This is a genomic window from Bacillus sp. JK74 (assembly GCF_053663395.1).
The window spans coordinates 532,375-553,962 of record NZ_JBSJQB010000002.1 but is presented as its reverse complement, the minus strand read 5'-3'; the positions used below and the strand labels follow the sequence as shown (position 1 = coordinate 553,962).

Here is a 21,588-nt window from a genome sequence, read left to right as displayed (position 1 = left end):
AAACCGGCACTTTGGGAAGTGCCGGTTTTTTTTAACGGTCAATGGCAATGGCGTTTTCAGGTTCTTTGAACGGATCTTCTTTATCGATATGGTCGTAAAACATCACGCCGTTCAGATGATCGATTTCGTGCTGAAACACGATGGCCGGAAAACCTTTGAGGCGGATGTCAATCTGTTCTCCTTCAAGCGTCACCGCCTTCACGCGGATGCGGGCGTAGCGCGGCACATAGCCGGGAATGGGTTCGTCTACCGACAGGCAGCCTTCTCCGCTCGTCAAGTAGCTTTTTTCCACTGAGTGGCTGACGATTTTAGGGTTAAAAAGAGCATAGCTGTATAAAGTGCCTTTCGCATCTTCTGCATGGACGGCGATCATCCGTTTTTTTACGTCTGTTTGCGGAGCGGCAAGACCGACGCCCGGACGAAGGTTGTATTTCTCGGCTAATTCAGGATTTTGGCTGTTTTTCACAAACTCAATCATATCAGCAAGATGCTGTTTTTCTTCGTCAGAAGCGGGAAGCTGAACCTCTTCAGCGATCTCTCTGAGCGCGGGATGTCCGTCGCGTACAATATTTTCCATAGTAATCAAGAAACTTCACTCCTAAAGCTTAATATGTAAATTATAGCGAATTTCTTTATCGCGGCGCAACGAAACAATTGGCCGGCCATAGCAGGCCGGCCGATTTTCATGGTGTATAAGGTCAGCAGCCGCAGCCTAAATAAGCGGCACCGACGATGATTAATAAGATAAACAATACGACGATTAATGCGAATGTGCGGCCATATCCGCCGCCGCAGCCATAACCGTAACCGCCATAACCGTATCCGCCGCAGCAACCGCCGCCAAATCCGCCGCCAAATCCATATCCGTACATAAAAAAACCTCCTCTTTTAATTACGCTGACCCTTTGTCAGCAGGGCCGGCGTCTACTATAAACTATGTAAAAGCCAAAAAGATGTATGGTCATCCGCCCTGTTTTCTCAATTTTTTACGCCAGTATTCTTTGACAGCACCGTAAGCGTCTTTTTACCCGGTCATGCCAATTACAGCTCAGCTATTGTCAAAAAGCGTTCGGGCTTCTATAGTGGAAATTGTCAAGATTGGGGGATTTTAAGTGAATATGATTCAAAAAAAGGTATTAGCAGGAATCGGAGCGCTCGGCGCCGCAAGTATGCTGCTTGCGGGCTGCGGGGGAAAAGATCCGGTTGAATCGCTTCATGACTCGATGGAAAAAGCCGTTCAAGCGGAAAAACCGTTTCAAAAAGAGCAGAAAACATTGGAAAAATTGGAGAAAAAAGAGCACAAGCTTTACGACAGCGCGGTTAAACTGAATATGGATGATTACAAGAAAATCGTCACACTGTCTGATCAGGCTCTGAGCAATGCAAATCAGCGAAAAAAACATCTGAAAGCAGAAAAAGACAGTATTGATGATTCAAAAAAAGCATTTGAATCCGCAAAAAAAACTTCTCAAGAAATAAAGGATAAGAAAGTAAAAGAAAAAGCCGGGCATGCTGTCGCTTTAATGGAGAAAAGATATGCATCTTATGATCTTTTGTACAAAAAGTACGAAAAAGCCATTTCACTTGATAAGGACCTTTATAAACTGATTAAAGATAAAAAGCTCACATTAGCGCAGCTGGAAGAGCAGATCAGCAAAGTAAACTCAGTTTACGAAAAGGTGCATAAACAAGCAGAGGAGTTCAATCAATTTACTAAAGACTACAACAAAGAGAAAGAACTATTATTCCGCGAATAGTATAGTGAAGGCATATCGGCATGGGCTGATGAACTGATAACAACCGAGTTCAGCCGCCTGTAAAATGGCGGCTGAAGAATTGGTATATACGTGTGTTTCCCATTGACAACATGTAAATCATGGTATAGTATTTATTTAGGGAAATATTCACATAAAACCAATCGTTGTTTCGGCACGTTGGAATGTTTTTATTATATTGATATATAAAAAACGGAATGAAAATGTGGTTTTAATTATCAGAAAATTCTATCTATTTATATTTGCGGCAATATGATATTTGCACATGCTTTTTGCTTTTAAACCTTTATCCGGCATAAAGGTTTTTTTATTTTGCTTCGTATTGCTTATTAAGTAAATGACAATTTTAAAATTGAAGTGAAAAATGTTAATCAAATAACAATCGGAACGAAAAGAAACGGCAGAAATACGGAACAAGGAGGAAAACAAATGCTTGCTTACGTCTTTCCCGGACAGGGAGCGCAGTTTAAAGGAATGGGCAGAGACTTATTCGATGAATTCAGTGAGCTCATTAAAAAGGCAGATCATATTTTAGGATACTCCATAAAGGATTTATGCCTTACAGATGAAAAAGAGAGGCTCACTGATACGAAGTATACACAACCTGCAATTTATACAGTGAGCGCACTGCAATATTTAAAGGGTTTAAAAGAAGGTCATACACGCCCTGATGCTGTTGCAGGACATAGTCTGGGTGAATATACTGCGCTTTTTGCGGCCGGCGTTTTTAATTTTGAAACAGGTCTCCGGCTGGTTGCTAAAAGAGGCGAGTTAATGAGTGAGGCTTCCGAGGGCGGAATGGCTGCCGTGATCGGACTGGATGAGCATCACATAAAAAAAATACTTCAAAAGTATGAATTCGGCCAAATAGATATCGCCAATTACAATACATCTTCACAAATTGTGATAGCAGGGGCTGCAGAAGAGATAAAGCGGGCAGCCTCTTTTTTTGAAAAAGAAGGGGCGAAAGCTTATATCGTATTGCAAGTCGGCGGAGCTTTTCATTCTCGTTTTATGGAAAGTGCACAGCGTGAATTTGCGGAATTTATCGAGGAGTTTCATTTTTCTGAATTGAATTTCCCGGTCATCTCTAACTATACGGCAAGACCTTATAAACAAGAAGATATCAAACGGAATTTAATTGAACAAATAACAAACTCGGTGAAATGGACTGAAAGCATCAGGTACTTAATGGGACAAGGCGTCACTGTGTTTGAAGAGATCGGTCCCGGAAACATTCTGACTAAATTAATTCAAACCATACAAAGAGATGAGGAACCGCTTAATATTAGTGCGCCGGAAGACAGTCTCTTGTTTTCTGAAGGGAACAAGGACAATTCGGAAAGCGGGAAAGAGAAGGGCCTCTTGGCCGAAAATATAGAAAGCAGTGCGGCTTCACCGGTGTCCCAATTGGGTGATCAATCTTTCAAAGAAGATTACGGTTTGACATACGCGTATTTGGCAGGTGCGATGCATAGAGGGATCTCTTCCGCTGAAATGCTGATCCGCCTCGGGAAGAAAGGAATGCTGGGGTTCTTTGGCACAGCGGGTTTAACTATAAGGGAAATTGAACAGGCTCTTATTACTATTAAGAAGACACTCAAAAGTGGCCAGCCCTACGGAATGAATCTGCGATTTGAGCCGGATCATCAAGATAGAGAAAAGGAATTGATAGATTTATATATCAAGCATGACGTACGGGTAATAGAAGCGTCTTCGTATCTTTCCGTCAGCGCGCCATTAATTTATTACAAAGCGCATCAGTTGAAGATGGACAAAAGCGGCAGGGTCATACCTCATAATCGGATCATTGCCAAAGTTTCACGGCCGGAAGTTGCGGCCGCATTTCTGAGTCCGCCTCCTCAAAGTATCGTAAAGAGAATGTGTCAGCAGGGTATGCTGACGGAAGAGCAGGCGGAGTGGCTCAGCCGTGTTCCGGCAGCAGACGATATCATTATTGAAGCAGATTGCGGCAGTAATACCGAACAGGGCTCATTGACGGCGATGCTGCCGTTTTTTGTTAACCTGCGGGATGAAATGATGGAAACACACAAATACGCAAGGAAGATCAGAGTCGGGGCCGCGGGAGGAATCGGAACTCCCGAGTCTGCGGCGTCTGCTTTTTTAATGGGCGCTGATTTTATTATGACGGGATCCATTAATCAATGTACAGTTGAAGCCGAAACAAGCGGTTTTGTTAAAGAAATGCTGAGTGAGACAGGAATATGCGACACTGCTTATGCGCCTTCGGAGACTCTGTTTGAGTTCGGAACAAAGGTGCAGGTGCTGAAAAAGGGCACGCTGTTTCCGGTCAGGGCAAATAAATTATTTCAAATCTACCAACAATATGAGTCTTTGAGTGAGATAGATGAAAAGACAAAAATTCAGCTCGAAAATGTTTATTTTAACAAGACTTTTGATGAAATCTACGAAAGCATAATAGAAAAACAGCCGAACCTGGCCCAAAAAGCTGAGCGCAATCAAAAATATAAGATGCTGTTACTATTTAAGTGGTATTTGCAGAGAGGATGTCTGCTTGCTTTGGAAGGGCAGGAAGAACAAAAGGTGAATTTCCAAGTTCATTGCGGCCCGTCTTTAGGCGCTTTTAATCATTGGGTAAAGGGCACGGATTTGGAATCATGGAGAAACAGACATGTCGATGACATTGGTGAAAAAATGATGAATGAGACCGAAAGTCTGCTAAGGCGCAGATTGGATACGTTATTTCTACACTAAAGAAGGGGCGGGTGGAGGCCAATGGTTCATTTGAATAAACAGAGTGCGGATATCGCGATAATCGGGGTTGCTTGCAGATTCCCCGATGCAGATCATTATCATGAATTCTGGGAAAACATAAATAGCGGCAAAGATTCCATCCGGGAAGTGCCGATTGAACGGTGGGATCCCGATCTTTATTATTCAGCTGATATCAGTATACCGAACAAAACAATCAGCAAGTGGGGAGGTTTTATTCATAAAGCTGACCATTTCGACCATAAGTTTTTTAATATCTCTCCCCGGGAAGCGAAAAACATGGATCCTGAGCAAAGAATCCTTTTAGAAGAAACTTGGCGGTGCATCGAAGATTCCGGGGTCTCTTTGCGGGATCTCCAGCGTAAAACCACTTCTGTTTTTGCGGGTATTATGAATTCTGACTACCGGCAGACAGGTCATGCTGAATCGGAAATCGACAGTTACGCCTGTTTAGGAAGTTTCGAAGCTATGCTCTCCAACCGGCTTTCATACACATTCGGTTTGACCGGAAAAAGCATGTCTGTAAATGCCGCTTGTGCATCGTCGCTTGTAGCTTTACATGAAGCGGTTAAGTCATTGCGGACAAAAGAAAGCGATTATGCGATCGCATCGGGAGTAAACTTGAATTTCCAACCCGGAAAATATATTTCTTTTTCTAAAGCCAGAATGCTGAGTCCTGACGGCAAATGTAAAACCTTTGACGCAGCGGCGAACGGTTACGTTCCCGGAGAAGGGGCAGGCGTTGTATTGCTGCAGCGCCTTGGTGATGCAGTAAAAGCCGGTCACCATATATACGGGATCATAAAAGGGACAGCTGTTAATCATGGCGGTAAATCCCGTTCCATAACCGCTCCCAGAGCAGAAGCGCAGTGCCGGGTCATCTCAGAAGCTTTACACAACGCTGCTGTTGATGCTGCGACGGTTTCTTATGTAGAAGCACATGGCACAGGTACATCTCTGGGCGATCCGATAGAAATAGAAGCATTGACAAAAGCATATCGGCAATATACTGAGGATACTCAATATTGCAGGATCGGAAGTGTGAAAACAAATATCGGTCATACAGAAGCAGCGGCGGGAATGGCCGGATTGATAAAAGTTCTAATGATGATGAAACATCGGAGGGTGCCGAAAAGCCTGAATGTACATACGGTAAATCCAATTATACAGTTTGAAAAAACACCGTTTAGGCCGGCGCTTGATTCAAGTGATTGGAAGGCGGCAGACGGGGCTCCGCTCAGGGCGGGAATCAGCTCCTTCGGTTTTGGAGGTGTTAACTCTCACGTCATCATCGAAGAATTTATACATACAAAAGACGAATCTGACAGAAAGGGAAGGGTTCCCTTCCTTTTTTCCGCTAAAAGTGAAGAAAGCATGAAACAAATGATACATCATTGGAGAACCTTTTCTGACGATTCTGAGGAATTTTGCAAAATATCAAATGAAGTGATCAGCAGCACCCTTTTAACAAGGGCATCGTTTGATTACAGGGCTGGTTTATTGGCAGGCAGCAAGGAGGAATTTAAAAATCAGCTTAAAGAGGGATTAAGTTTTCGGAGGAAACAAGATTCTGAATGGGCGCTTGCCATCGGTGACTTCAAATGGGAAAGTTATAAACAATTTGCCGTTTTGAAACGCGTGTTCCCTGATTTAGAAAAGAACGTAAGGTCGGTGCTGAAGGGTATACCAACATTGCACAGTTCATTTAAAAGAAAATGGACGCCTGAGAAAATCCGCTTGTATTCTTTAGTTATTAATACGGAAATCATAAAAAGTATCCTGGCATCCGGTTTTAAGCCAAGCCTCATTACAGGCGCCGGAGACGGATATTACGTCGCTCTTGCAGCAGCGGATATCATCAAAATTGAAAAGGCCATTTCTGTCATCACAGGCGCTGAAAAACCTTCGCACTTATCCTGTGAGCCGCCGACCATTCCATTTGTCAATCCGTACACTGCAAAAACGTACCCGCCGGTTCGATTAAATGAAGAATATGTAAGGATGCTGCTGAACGGTCTGAGCTTCCCGGCTGATTTTACAGACCGCCTGTACGGGAAAACACGGCTGCTTCTTGAGCACCAATATACGTTTAAAGGGTTTTTAGAAGAGTGGGATAAAGCGGGAAAGACTCAGGAAATCGAGATTTTATCTTATATTGTGAATCGCACGGCGGATAAAAGAAACGCATTGCCGGCTGATGAGGAAGCGGCGATCATGGCTATCCTTGCCTCTATGAGAAGACTGTATAAGAGATGGGATTTAACAGATTATGATGGATTCTTTGATAATGATTATGTTCTGGAAATATTAAATTTACTGGATGAGGGAATCTTGTCTAAAGAACTTTTTCTGAGCATGTTATTGAAAAAGCAAGACGGAATTAAACAGGCTGTTGCTTGTATGAATGAGCAGCCGGCAGGTTTTTATGATAAGACTCGTTTTCCGCTGATGACAGAATACAATCAAATGGATGCCGTGTCTCAGGAGATAGCTGACCATATGCCGCTTCACACGGAAGAAAAGGGAACGGAGCCGGATGTGAATATCTCTGATTTTTCAGTTTTTCAATTCGGATCGCTCCCTTCATCAGCAAAACTAAACAAAGCGGCTGCTTTTGAAGCGGACAAACCAGCCGATGAGGCTCTTTATCATTCATTTATGCAAATGTGGCTTTCAGGAGAAGAGATTGAATGGGCGAAACTAGGTGATTATCATAAAAGAAAAGCCCCGCTTCCGCCTTATCCGTTTGAGCGCTCTCAATTTTCTTTAAACCCTCAGCCGGTAAAATCAGACGCGGCTTTTTCAGAAAAGAAGAATCAGGCACTTTATACGCCGGTATGGAAAGAAACCGAACTTGAGAATGAAGCGGGCAGCGGACAAGCCTGTACTATTTTGTTGTTCTCCGGGAATAAAGACTATTTTGAAGAGCTGAAAAAAAGAGAGAATACGTCCGCATATCTTATTATGCCCGGTGACCGTTTAGAGCAGATAAGCGACAGTGTTTTCACCATCAACAGGCAGTGTCCCGAAGATTATCAAGGTGTCATTCGTCTGTTAAAGGAAAAAGGCGCAGCGCCCGATGCAATTTTGCATACTTGGTCTGAAAAACAGCCTGAACTGGAAGAAACACTCGAATCAGGAATTTATTCCGTGTTTTATCTGACTAAGGCTTTAATCAGCGAGAACCTTATAAACAAAGTAACGTTCATTTATACATTCAGCGCAGATCAAAAAGAAAAATTGCCGTATTTTGAAGGTGTGAACGGTTTTTTAAAATCGGTAAAACAAGAGTACCCGCAGCTGCATTGTAAGACGGTTTGCTTTGAACATGATTCTGCATTCGTTTCATGTTCAGAGAAGGCTGACATTCTTTATAAAGAAATAAACACAGCGCCTGATCGGCATATTCATATCACTTACAGAGGCTGCGTAAGATATGCACGGATGTTAGAGAAGCAGAGAGAAACAAACAGAAAGACCATTCAATACCCTGAAAAAGATAAAGTATATTTAATTACAGGGGGATTTGGGGGGATTGGCAGTAAAATCGCTGAATATTGCGCGAAAACTGAAAGATCCACCATTATCCTATCGGGGCGATCTGTTTTAAACGGAGATAAGCAGAAACATTTAGAATACCTGAACAGCTTTAAAGCGAAGGTTTATTATATACAGGCGAATATATCCGATAAAGAAGCGGTAAAAAAAATGATTGACGATATTACCGATCAGCATGCAGGTCTTCATGGCGTCATTCATTGTGCAGGAGTTATCAGAGACTCGCTGCTTTTTCGAAAAACAAAGCAGGAACTTTCAGAGGTGATTGCTCCGAAAGTTCATGGCGCATTGAATCTTGATCATGCAACGAAGTCGCTCGAATTGGATTTTTTCGCCGTTTTTTCTTCAGTCGTCTCTATTGCAGGGAACGAAGGACAGTGTGATTATGCATATGCAAACGGCTTTTTAGATCATTTCGCCGAATATCGGGAACAGAAACGGCAAAATTCTCTGCGCAGCGGCCGCACCCTGACAATCAATTGGCCTTTATGGCAAGACATCGGAATGGGGGCGAACCTGTCAGGTCAAGGGCGGACGTCTCTTTTTCATGGTTCAGGGCTCGAAGAACTTCCTGCTGAAGACGGAACGCAATGGTTTTCGCGGATTGTAACTTCGGGTCAGCTGCATAATATTGCAGTTTGCGGTGATCACGAACGCTTTGAACAATTTATGCAGCAGAGATTTTTGACGGACGAAACAGAGACAGGCAGTGCCGTTCCTTTGGCTCAAGGCGATATTTTGGATCAGACAGTTTTGTTTTTAACCAATATCATCTCCTCTGAGGTCGGTGCAGAACGGGAAGAGATCGATCAAGATGTGCATCTGGCTGAATATGGAATGGATTCGGTTATGATTCATCAATGCAACACAAAGCTGGAGCAGTCACTGGGAGCAATTTCGAAAACGCTTTTATTTGAATTTCATACAATCAGAGATTTAGCAGATCATCTTGTAAAGGAATACCCGGATCGGCTGGGACGTTTATTTTCACGGGAGGAAAAAGGAAAACAGATTCAGAGCATTACCCCCGCCAGGCCGGAACAAAACATCACTGCACCTGCGGCGGAGGAAAAAGAACATCTTGACGGGATAGCGGTAATCGGTATCAGCGGCCGTTATCCCGGGGCTGAAAATATCGAAGAATTGTGGGATCTTCTATCAAAAGAGAGAACCGCAATCACAGAAATTCCGAAAGAACGATGGAATTATGAGACCTACTATGATCCAGACCCCGCTAAAGCGCATGAGGGGAAAATTTATTGCAAATGGGGCGGATTTTTAAAGAATGCTGAATCATTTGATTCTTTGTTTTTCCAAATATCGCCGAGAGAAGCAGAAGCGATGGATCCTCAGGAACGAATATTTCTCGAAACCGTATGGAAAGCATTTGAAGATTCGGGATATACCATTGACGGGTTGAGAAAGCAGACCGAAAAACATGTCGGTGTATTTGCGGGAGTTACAACCAATTCTTACAAGCTGCTCGGCGAAAGAATACCGACGGACAAAAACGATGTACTTCCAAATTCGTTCCCATGGTCTCTCGCGAACAGAGTGTCTTACACATTTGATTTTACGGGTCCCAGTATCCCTGTAGATACGGCTTGCTCTTCATCCTTAACGGCAATTCACATGGCTTGCCAAAGTTTAAAAAAAGGTGAGTGCTCGGTTGCGGTTGCGGGAGGAGTAAATTTGTATCTTCATCCTTCTGACTATTTATACCGGTGTCAGATGGGAATGCTTTCAAAATCGGGAAAATGCAGAAGTTTTGGAGAAGGCGGCGACGGTTTCGTGCCCGGGGAAGGTGTCGGGGCCGTTATTCTTAAACCGCTTAAAGATGCCGTACGTGATAATGATACTGTGTACGCCGTCATAAAAGGAACGGCAATTAATCATGGCGGAAAGACGAATGGCTATACGGTGCCTAATCCTGCCGCACAGGCGGATTTAATCCAAGGAGCTCTTAAAGCGGCCGGTTGGAGCGCCAGAAGTGTCAGCTTTATTGAAGCCCATGGCACGGGAACGCCGCTGGGTGACCCGATTGAAGTCCGAGGTCTGACCAAGGCGTTCAGAGCTTATACCGAAGATGTTTCATATTGTTCTCTCGGATCGATTAAATCTAACATCGGTCATCTCGAAGCGGCCGCGGGAATTGCCGGCCTGACAAAGATTATTTTACAAATGAAGTATAAAAAAGTAGCCGCAACACTGCATGCTGAACGGGTGCATCCGGATCTTTATCTGGAAGAGACACCTTTTTGTCTCCAGCAGGAAACCGCCGACTGGATAAAACCCGTGAATGAAAAACATTCTGACAGCAAATATCCGCGGCGTGCGGGATTAAGTTCTTTCGGAGCGGGCGGGGCAAATGCACACATCCTTGTGGAAGAGTATGAGTCTGCTGCTGACTGTCAAACGGATTATGAGGAAAGTGAGGAACTTATCGTACTCTCAGCCAAGCATTCACTGAGTTTACGGGAATCAGCAAAACAGCTGGAGGAATATCTTCAAAAGGCTCGTCATAAGCAGGGCGAGTGTTTACAGCCGGCGGGAACAAATAAGCCGCTTCACCTTTCTGATATTGCGTATACCCTTCTTGAAGGGCGTGAAGCCATGCCGGAAAGGCTTGCTGTCATTTCAAATAATATCGATGATCTGATATTGAAATTGAATCACTTTTATAATGGAATTGACGATCACGAAATATTCAGAGGGAAAAAACCGAATCATAAACGCGGACAGCGGCAATCAGATCTTCCGCTCAAATCCGGCAGAACCACATTAGCCGAAATGGCTGAATTCTGGGTATCGGGAGGGAATTTAAGCTGGGAAGATTTCCGCACCGGCAGAAAACCGGCAAAAATTGCGCTGCCGACTTACCCTTTCTTAAAAAACAGACTGTGGGTGTCAAATAAGGCGCAAACAACATCAGCAGCCGGTACAGCTCCTTTATTTGATTTTTCTGCAGGTGAGTGCCGATTTTATAAAACGCTTTCAGATTCTGAATATTATTTAAAAGACCATGTTGTGCATGGGAAAACGGTTCTGCCCGGAGCGGCAATCATCGAAGCGGCCAGAGAAGCGGGAGAGAGGCTGTACGGAAAATCAGTCATAAAACTGAGTCAGGTTGTATGGGCGGTTCCGATAACCGTTGAAAAAGAAAAGACGATAATGATAGATCTGCTGCCGAATCAAAAAGACGGCAGATTTGTGGTGAAAACCGATATGCAGCCTGAAGCGGCAGTTCATTGCCAAGGAAACATTATCACATGCGGAGATAAAGATGCCACTCATACAGAGCATTTTAAATTGGACAGCTGGTTAACCGGACAGAAAAGATTAATCAGCGGCGCTGAGTGTTATAGGAACTTCCGGAAGAGCGGTTTGGACTATGGAGCCGGCTTTCAGGTAATAAAACAGCTGTTTATCCATGAAAACGCTGTTCTTGCACGAATATCACTTCCTGAGAGCATTCATAAAAAATCCGGCGCGCTGCTGGAACCGTGTTTATTGGATGGCATTTTTCAATCCACAATCGGGTTTACGTCCACTCAGGAAGACGATCACACCGCATATTTGCCTTTTGAATTAGGTGAGCTGGAAATTCTTCAACCACCTTCGGCAAACGGCTATGCTTACATTACTGCTGCAGATGAAAGACAACATGATGATGTCAAAAGGTTTCATATACTATTTATGGATGAAAACGGATCTGTAAGTCTTAAAATAAAAAACTTAGCGTTGAAGGCATTAAGGGTTACACCGCAGACTCAAAATGAGCGGCATTCAGCTAAGTATTACACTGATATGTGGAAGCGGGCCCCTATGCTTCATCAGCCTGAAGCCAGCGGTTTAAACAGCTGCCTTGTGATTTCACTCCGTCGGGATATATCAGAACCGCTGATCCGCAAGGCATATAAAGATATCGGCCTGAACATGATCTTTGTCCGCCATGGCGGCAGTTTTCAAGAAAAAGAAGCTGATTCCTTTGAATTGAACAGCGTCAAACTTGAAGGCTATAAGAAATTGCTGGCGATTCTTAAAGAAAGACAAGTGACAATTGACCGCGTCATTTTAATCGGGATGAGCCCTGAAACGGGAATTGAGCATAACATTCATGAAAAGCTGGAAGAGGCTGTTTTGCCGGTTTTCAATGTAACGAAAGCTCTGTTAGCCACCATCCCAAGGCATAAAATCCTGATATCACATGTATTTTTCACAAGGAACAATCAAATCTTACCTTATCAAATGGCAATGAGCGGCTTTTTTAGGTCGCTTCATTTAGAACATCCTATGTTGTCCGGTAAAAATATTGAAATACACAGCGACGATATTCAGTTACAGCTGAACACCGGTCTGCCTGAATTAAAAAACCTTGTGAAAGAAACAGTCATCAGCGATGATGCTTCAGAGATCAGATACAGAGATGGAATCAGGCAGGTGAAACACTCTGCAGAAATTGAAAGGGCAGAGCCCTCCAAAAAGATGGAAGTAAAAGAAGGGGGAGTTTACCTTATTACAGGAGGAACAGGCGGCCTGGGCCTGATTTTTGCCAGACATCTTGTGCGAAAAGGGAGAATAAAACTTGTGCTTATCGGCAGGTCAGAGCTTTCTGAGGAAGCCGTAAGCAATGTAAAAGAGCTCGAAAAAAACGGATCAGAGGTTTTTTATGTAAGAACCGATATTTCTGATAAGGAAAATGTCAACAACCTGATAAAACTCGTCAAAAACAAATTAGGTCCTGTTAAAGGAGTTATTCACAGCGCCGGAGTGATAAAAGATTCATTACTCATCAATAAGCGTGAAGAGGATCTCGATTCAGTCTTGGCCAGCAAGGTTTACGGAACGATATGGCTTGACCGGTATACAGACAGAGAACCTCTGGACTTTTTTGTTATGTTTTCATCTATCAGCGCAATAATCGGGAATGCCGGACAAACTGACTATGCTTATGCAAACCGGTTTATGGATTATTTTGCGGAAATGAGAGCGGCGGAAAATAAACCTGGAAAAACAGTCTCGATTAATTGGCCTTTATGGAAAGAAGGCGGTATGCAAATTGACATTCATTCAGAGAAGTTCCTTTATGACCGTTTCGGAATGCTGCCTCTGGAAAAACGGGAAGGCCTTGCAGCATTTGATCAAGCAATGACAGGGTGTGAACATCAAATAATGGTATTTAGCGGTAATGAATTAAAGCTGGAACGAATGATAACGATTGACAGCGGAAAAAGTGACCCGGCAATCGCCGACGAAAATCACGAACCGAAAGAGCTGTCAATAACTGAATCTTTAAAAAGCACTTTGACGCGCATCATCACCGGCGTATTAAAAATTGAAGAACGGGAATTTGATTTTGAACTGCCGATAAGCGAATACGGATTTGATTCAATTATGTTTACAATGCTGGGCAACGAATTAAACGAAACATTAGGAATATCAATGATGCCGTCAGATTTTTTCGGTCTTACTGATTTTAATGAACTTCTTGAGTTTTTAAAGAGTGAGTATTCCGAAGAGCTTCATCTCTGCGGATCTTTTTCTTCAGATGAATCTGCGGCGAAAGACAGGAGAGAAAATCTGATTGAGGGCATCGCAAAGATGATGTCAAGTATTTTAAAGATTGACAGAAAGGAAATAGAAGAAGAGACTTCATTCGGCGAGTACGGATTTGATTCTATTACGTTTACCAGACTCGGAAATGAAATCAATCAACAATATGGTACGGAATTATTGCCGTCCATTTTCTTTGAATGCAATTCACTGGATGAACTGACTGATTATGTAATCGAGCAATACGGAGAAATCCTTTTTGCTGAGACAGAACCTTTTTCTGCAGCAGACGAAAAAACATTGTACAGCACGCCTCCGCCCGAATCCTATGAACATTCCCCTGAGCCTGAAAACAAAACCAGGCAAGAGGAAAGACATATGAATGAGCCGGTTGCAATAGTGGGAATAAGCGGCCGTTTCCCCCAAACAGATACGCTGGAAGACTTTTGGGAAGGAATTGAAAAAGGGCGGGATATGATTACAGACATTCCTGAAGACCGTTGGGACTGGAAAGAGTTTGACGGCGATCCGATCAGGGACGTCAATAGAACAAAAATAAAAAAAGGCGGGTTTATCAAAGGCGCGGACAGTTTTGATCCGTTGTTTTTCGGGATTTCTCCCGCCGAAGCAGAATTAATGGATCCCCAGCAAAGAATTTTTATGGAGACTGTATGGAAAACAATAGAAGATGCGGGCTATAAGCCGTCTGATTTGGCAGGGACGAAAACTGCGGTGTTTGCAGGGGTCGCCACAACGGACTATGCGGAACGTCTCAATGAAAATGGCGTCTCTGTTCAGGCGCAGACCGCAACCGGTTTAAATCATTGTATATTGGCTAATCGTATTTCTTACCAGCTGAACCTGACGGGTCCGAGTGAACCGATTGATACTGCCTGTTCAAGTTCGTTAGTTGCACTCCATCGTGCGGCTGAGGGGATTCAAAGAGGCGATTTTGAAATGGCGATTGCAGGCGGAGTGCATATTATGACAAGCCCTACTCTGTTTATAGCTTTTGATAAAGCAGGTATGCTTTCCAAAGACGGAAAGTGCAAAACGTTTGATAAAAGCGCTGACGGCTATGTAAGGAGTGAAGGGGCGGCTGCAGTATTGCTTAAGCCGCTCAGCAAAGCACAGGCAGACGGTGATCATATTTATGGTTTGATTAAAGGGTCAGCTGTAAATCACGGCGGCCGCGCCAATTCTTTGACAGCTCCGAATCCGAACGCACAGGCGGACTTATTAACCGAAGCTTGGCGGAAGGCGGGGGTCAGTCCCGCCACTGCGGGATATATAGAAGCGCATGGCACAGGGACAAGTCTTGGCGATCCGATTGAAGTAAACAGCATCATAAAGGCATTTAAAACGTTATATCAAGAATGGGACATTCCTTTTGAGAAACAGAAAAGCTGCGGAATCGGGTCTGTGAAAACAAACATCGGCCATCTCGAAACCGCTGCCGGAATAGCCGGAGTGCTGAAAGTATTACTGGCTTTTAAATATCGCAAACTTCCGGGACTCGCCCATTTTTTAGAACTCAATCCATACATCAAACTGGAAAATACGCCATTTTATATCACAGAAACCGCTCAAAAGTGGAATCCGATAAAAGATGAAGAGAACAACGATCTGCCGAGGAGAGCAGGTATCAGCTCATTCGGATTCGGCGGTGTGAACGCGCATATTGTTTTAGAGGAATATAGGAAACCTCAAAAAGAAGTGCCGGAAAACAACGGTAAAACACACATTTTTGTTTTATCTGCGAAAACCAAAGATCAATTACTTGAGTATATCCGGCTTATGGTTCAGTACTTGGATCGCGTGATTGCCGGTGACATGACCGTTAATGCCAGTGACATGGAATTTACATTGCAAAACGGCCGGGAAGCAATGAACGAGAGAATTGCCGTATGTGCAGTGAGTCTGACTGAGCTGAGAGATAAATACGTCAGCTTTCTTGATAAAAGCAAGGTGCAAAATGGCGTATTTATAAGCGAAAACACTGTAGAGCGCGCAGCTGTCTCTGAATATATGATTCAGGAGGCTCTTCAAAGCGGAAAAGAGGAGCTTCTCGCGCAATGTTGGGCCAATGGAGCCGAGTTTGAATGGAAGACAATCGGCAATAAGAAATTGAATAGAGTGCCGCTGCCGTCTTATCCGTTTGCAAAAGAGAGTTATTGGTTTACTCCGAAAAAGAACAAAAGCGAGGTTAATAGCAAAAGTCTTCACCCATTAATCAGCGAGAATGTCTCAACATTAAAGAAACAAGCATTTAAAACTGTTATTTCCGGAACTGAATTTTTCGTCACTGATCACCTTGTTTCAGGAGACTATGTGTTGCCGGGAGCCGCTTCGCTTGAAATGGCTCTTGTTTGTGCGGAAATAAGCGGAGAAAGTAAAGTATATAAAATAAAAGACGTGATGTGGAACAGACCTATATTATATAAAGGAAAAACGCTGCACATTTATACCGGCTTGGAAATGAAACAAGATAAGTTGAACGTAACGATATGTAAAGAGGGCCCGGATGGCGTGCAGCAAATCTGCACACAATGTGAAACAGTATTCGGAGACATAAACAGCAATCCTGAGTATGTCGATATTGATAAGTTCATACGCAGCAGTAAAACGGTCATAAGCCGGAAAGAGTGTTATCACCGCTTCAGTCGTATGGGCCTGACATATCAGAGCGGTTTTCAAACGTTGAAAGCCGTATATCGCGGTGATGTGGAGTTAATGGCAGAATTGGAGCTTCCGGATCATTTAGCGAACGGGTTTTCACATTTTACACTCCATCCTTCATTAATTGACGGCGGTTTTCAAGCGGCGGCATTTTTGTTAAGAGAAAATGAGAAAGACGGCTTATTTGTTCCTTATTCACTTAGAGAGCTTCACATTAAGAGGGCGCTTACTGCCCGATGCCATGTTTCGGTGAGAGAAACCGGTTTTTATACGTATAACATTGATTTTATTAACGAGAGCGGCGAAATAGCCGTGAGCATGAAAGACTTCTCTGTCAGAAAAGTGACCGGGGGAGAATTAACCGCAGGTCATAAAAATGAAGACCAGGAAATTCTCTTCTTATTGGAACAATTGAAAAACGGTGAACTTTCTGCTGACCAAGTTTATCAGCTGCTGGAGGGAAAATAGTGCAGATCAAACAAATACTTTCCTTAATTGAAGAACAGCAAATGTCTCCTGATGCAGGACTGGAGCTAATTCGTACTTACAGAAAACAACAAATGGAAAAAAAGGCGGAGCCGGGATCACAAGCTCCGTCCCCAACCATTTTTTTTAAGACCGATTGGGTCAGGACAAATCACATTGATATGCCGAATCAGCAGGCACCGGGGAATATGCTGATTTTTGATCAGGATAACCGTCTCTTTCAGCATGCCGAGATGATGAATGGAGAACATAACCGTGTCATTCTCGTAACGCCCGATTCTGATTACAGAATTGAACGGAATAGATGCACAATCAATCCTTCTGATGAACATCATGTCGAAATGCTGCTGTCTGATTTGGCTGAAAACGGATTTACACCTGATGTCGTGCTTTATTTATGGAACGGAGAAATCAGAGAAATCACTGAAGAATCCGTTAATGAAACTCTTCGCAGAGGGATAAACTCGCTCTTTTTATTATCAAAAGCTTTAATGCGAAGAAACGAACCTGTTACGTTATTGCATATTTATTGGACAAGCGGTCTGAATCAGCCGTTTCATGAAGCTGTCGGAGGGTACATGAAGACGGTAAACATGGAAAGCTCCAAGCTTAAAGCGAAAACCATACAGATACGCCACGTGGATTCTGACATAAATCCTCCGGTTTCCGAGATGTGGGATGCTGCAATCAGTGAAATGCAGCGCTTTCAAACGGATGAATGTGAGGTTTTAATAGACTCATATACCCGTTATGTGAAAGGGCTGCAGCCTATTGATATTCCGGAACACGATCACGGATCTGTAACGTATCAAAAAGGCGGCATATATATCATTACCGGAGGAGCCGGAAAACTCGGGCTGCTGTTTGCGGAACACATCGCTAATGAAAACCAAGCCGTGATTATACTTACAGGCCGTTCTTTTTTAACAGCTGATCAAAAAGAACGGATCAGTAAGCTTAATGAGAGCGGCTCTATTGTTGAATATCAGCGGACGGACATAACAGATCGAACAGAGGCAGAGCGATTCATTTTCGGCGTTAAACAGCGGTACGGCAGCATAAACGGGATCATCCATGCTGCCGGCATCCTTCGTGACTCATTTCTTGTAAATAAAAGTCTCAGTGATTTTACGGACGTACTGAAACCGAAAGTTTACGGGACAATCTGGCTGGATGAGCTGACAAAAGACGAAGATCTTGATTTTTTTGTTCTCTTTTCTTCTTTTTCCGCTTACGGAAATGCCGGCCAAAGTGACTATGCGTACGCAAATCATTTTATGGACAGTTTTGCAATGCTTCGATCCCAGCTCTCTCGAAACGGAAAAACACTATCAATCAATTGGCCGTTATTGAAAGATGGCGGAATGAGTCTCGACAGCAATGGAATCATTCAAATAAAAGAAAAATACGGAATGACTCCGATGCGAACTTCCTCTGTTCTGGAAGCGTTTCTGAAAATGCTGGGGTCTTCATTTACCAGCTTAATGCCTGCAGAAGGTGAGCGGAATAAAATGATAAAAGCGCTTTCGATTCAAAGAAATACAGCTGCAGCAGATCAAGATACACTCACGGCGGAATACGATGAAGAAGAGGAATATGCTGCGAAAGAAAAAGTCAATGACTATTTAATCAAGATCATCAGCGGTGTCTTGAAAATCCAAGCTCATAAAATAAATGCGAAAGACTCTTTTGAGAAGTTCGGAATCAACTCACTTATGATCATGTCACTTATTTCAAAGCTTGAAGATACTTTCGGGGATCTTCCGAAAACAATCTTTTTTGAATATCAGAACATTGAAGAGCTTTCAAACTTCTTCCTAACATCTTTTAAAGAAAAAGTCCTTAAGGCCGCAGGGGCAGCTCCGGTAACAAGAGTGCAGAAGAAAAGAGAAAATCCGAGTAAAAAACAGCACCGGCAGCAGAAGGATACACCTGCACCGAGCATGGTTCAGCCGGGTGAGGATATTGCCATTATCGGTGTGAGCGGAAGATATCCGAATTCCGATACTCTTGAGGAGTTCTGGGAAAACATTGCCGGAGGGAAAAACTGTATTATTGAAATCCCCGAGGAACGTTGGGATTTCAGATCAATTTACAGTCCCGACAGAATGGAGAAGGGGAAAATCAACAGTAAGTGGGGCGGTTTTATCAGCGGTGTTGATCAATTCGATCCGCTGTTTTTCCACATTTCTCATAAAGAAGCTGAGCTGATGGACCCTCAGGAGCGAATTTTTCTCGAAACCTCCTGGCATACGTTTGAAGATTCAGGATATACAAAAGAGAAGCTTAACGGTATGAAAGCCGGTGTGTTTGTCGGAGCCATGTACGGACAATATCAATTATTCGGCGCAGAAGAAACTGCGCGGGGCAATCCGATTGCGCTCAGTTCCTTCTTTTCATCTATTGCCAACAGGGTTTCATACTTTTTTAATCTCTCCGGCCCGAGCATTGCACTGGATACGATGTGTTCATCATCGCTGACGGCCATTCACTTGGCATGTGAGAGCATTAAAAGAGGGGAAAGTGAAATTGCGCTTGCGGGCGGCGTTAATGTGTCCATACACCCCAGCAAATACCTTTGGCTGAGTCAAGGTAATTTTGTTTCCACCGAAGGATTGTGCAGAAGTTTCGGAGAGGGCGGAGACGGCTATGTCCCGGGAGAAGGTTCGGGAGCCGTCCTGCTGAAACCTCTGGAAAAAGCAATTGCTGATCAGGATCATATATACGGAGTGATTAAAGGAACATCTGTAAATCATGGCGGAAAAACCAATGGGTTTACGGTTCCGAATCCGAATGCACAAGCTGAGCTGATTGCTGAAAATTTCAAGAAATCGGGCATCAGTCCGCGATCCGTCAGCTACTTGGAAGCACACGGAACGGGTACCTCGCTCGGAGATCCGATTGAGATCGCAGGATTGACAAAAGCTTTTGAGAAATTTACGGATGATAAACAATTTTGTGCCATAGGTTCAGTGAAGTCTAATATCGGACATTTGGAGTCTGCCGCAGGTATAGCAGCCCTTACAAAAGTTCTTTTGCAATTTAAGCACCAGAAATTGGCGCCATCCATTCACTCGGAACAGCTGAACCAAAATATCCGATTTGAAAAGACGCCTTTTTACGTTCAGCAGAAAGAAGAAGAGTGGCGGAAAGAATCAGGCGCCTCTAACAGGAGAGCAGCAATCAGTTCGTTCGGAGCGGGAGGAGCAAATGCCCATGTCATTGTGGAGGAATATCAAAACCATACGGACACACAAACAATAAGCGGGCCGTTTGCCGCAGTTCTCTCTGCCAAAAATGAAGACAGACTGAAAGAATACGCCCGGCGCCTTCTGCAATTCACAGAGCGGGAGACAAAGGTCTCGGCAGCTGATATCGCTTTTACATTGCAGACATGCAGGGAGCCGATGGAAGACAGACTTGCTGTTGTAGCTTCCGATTTGCCGGAACTTAAGCAGAAGCTGAGAACTTTCTGTACTGAAGGAACAATTGGAGAGGGCGTATACAAAGGCAATGTTACGAAAGATTTTGATAAAGTCTTTATCTTTCATGATCAAAAGATGAAAGATAAATTCCTCGAGGTGATGATGGAGACAAAGGACTTGAATCTTCTAGCAAAATTATGGTCTTTCGGGGCTGATATTCAATGGAGAGAGTTATATGAAGAGTATACCCCGCAAAAGGTCAAGCTTCCTTTATATCCATTTGCTGAGGAGTCTTACTGGGTGCCTCGAAATCAAAGTGCAATATTTCCGGAAATATTGCCGCGGCAGTCTTCACTGCACCCGCTTCTGGATTCGAATGAATCTACTCTGGAACAGCAGTTTTTTAAAACGACATTAAGAGAAAAAGAGATTTGGTTAAAAGACCACATCGTAAAAAACAAGAGCATTCTCCCGGCCGCTGCTTTTCTAGAAATGGCATGCGCAGCAGGAACGCGGTCATATCGAAAGAAAGAGGTCTCTCGTTTAAAAAACGTGATATTTGCAAGACCGGCCATGCTTTTGCAAGAGAGCCTGACCATTTACACTCACATTTCCGTAAAAGACGGCAAAATATTATTTAATATGTCATCTGACGAGGATGCTGCTGTAAGGACTGGATTTGTGACGGGGGAATTAGATTATGATCATCATTACGGTGATATAGAGAATATCGACAGACAAGAGATGATAAACAGAAGTGCTTTTGTCCGTGAACAAGATGAATGTTACAAGTATTTTCAGGAAAACGGGTTCCTGTATGGGCGCGCTTTTCAGCCGATTCAACGTTTATGGGGCGGAAAAACAGAAGCGGTTGCACACTTATTGCTGCCAAAAGAAGCCGCATATGCTCTTGAAAATTATACATTGCATCCGTCTTTAATTGATGGGGCTCTGCAATCTTTGTTCGGGATTACGGACGGAAGAGAAGAGGCATCTGTTTATGTTCCTTTTTCAATAGGAGAGATTACGATTCGGAAAAAAGTTTCAGCAGAATGCTGGGCTTATGCGCGTAAAACAGGCCAAAAAGGTCAATCCGAGCTTATTTACGATATTCAGCTGCTTAATGAACAAGGAGAAAGACTTGCAGGTTTGAAGGATGTAACCATTCGTAAAAAAGAAACGTTTTCCGCGGAGGCACAGACTCGTGCAACAGCGGATTCCAATGGAAAGAACGAGAGAGTAAAAGAGCTTCTCAGACAATTAAAAGCGGGCGAACTGACTGCGGAGGAAGCTGATTATGTGCTGGAGCGCATGCAGGATTAGTTTATCATTTTGCGGAAGTGCCATTTGTAAAGGGG

General features: G+C 43.5%; 6 protein-coding genes. 4 read left to right on the top strand and 2 right to left on the bottom strand.

What is annotated here, in order from left to right:
* Positions 1-31 precede the first annotated feature (31 nt).
* Both def and ACWJJ5_RS07075 read right to left on the bottom strand, forming a co-directional pair.
* Positions 32-586 (bottom strand): peptide deformylase, encoded by a 555-nt coding sequence (gene def, locus ACWJJ5_RS07080; protein WP_071391889.1) that lies wholly within the window; start codon positions 584-586, stop codon positions 32-34.
* A 112-nt stretch (positions 587-698) separates the two neighbouring features.
* Positions 699-872: a YjcZ family sporulation protein gene (locus tag ACWJJ5_RS07075; RefSeq protein ID WP_003154542.1), complete on the bottom strand. Its 174-nt coding sequence runs from the start codon at positions 870-872 to the stop codon at positions 699-701.
* A 246-nt stretch (positions 873-1,118) separates the two neighbouring features.
* Between ACWJJ5_RS07075 and ACWJJ5_RS07070 the strand changes: the two genes are divergently transcribed.
* The 4 genes from ACWJJ5_RS07070 to ACWJJ5_RS07055 all read left to right on the top strand — a co-directional run bounded on the left by ACWJJ5_RS07070 (position 1,119) and on the right by ACWJJ5_RS07055 (position 21,553).
* A complete protein-coding gene (locus ACWJJ5_RS07070; protein ID WP_077723151.1) occupies positions 1,119-1,757 on the top strand; it encodes a YkyA family protein in 639 nt (212 codons plus the stop codon).
* 447 nt (positions 1,758-2,204) lie between these two features.
* Positions 2,205-4,511: an ACP S-malonyltransferase gene (fabD, locus tag ACWJJ5_RS07065; RefSeq protein WP_077722155.1), complete on the top strand. Its 2,307-nt coding sequence runs from the start codon at positions 2,205-2,207 to the stop codon at positions 4,509-4,511.
* Positions 4,512-4,532: 21 nt separating this feature from the next.
* Complete coding sequence (locus tag ACWJJ5_RS07060) at positions 4,533-16,787, top strand: SDR family NAD(P)-dependent oxidoreductase (protein ID WP_454022305.1); 12,255 nt, start codon at positions 4,533-4,535, stop codon at positions 16,785-16,787.
* Positions 16,787-21,553, top strand: a complete 4,767-nt coding sequence (locus tag ACWJJ5_RS07055; RefSeq protein WP_454022304.1) for an SDR family NAD(P)-dependent oxidoreductase — start codon at positions 16,787-16,789, stop codon at positions 21,551-21,553. The genes ACWJJ5_RS07060 and ACWJJ5_RS07055 overlap by 1 nt, the downstream gene beginning before the upstream one ends.
* Positions 21,554-21,588 lie beyond the last annotated feature (35 nt).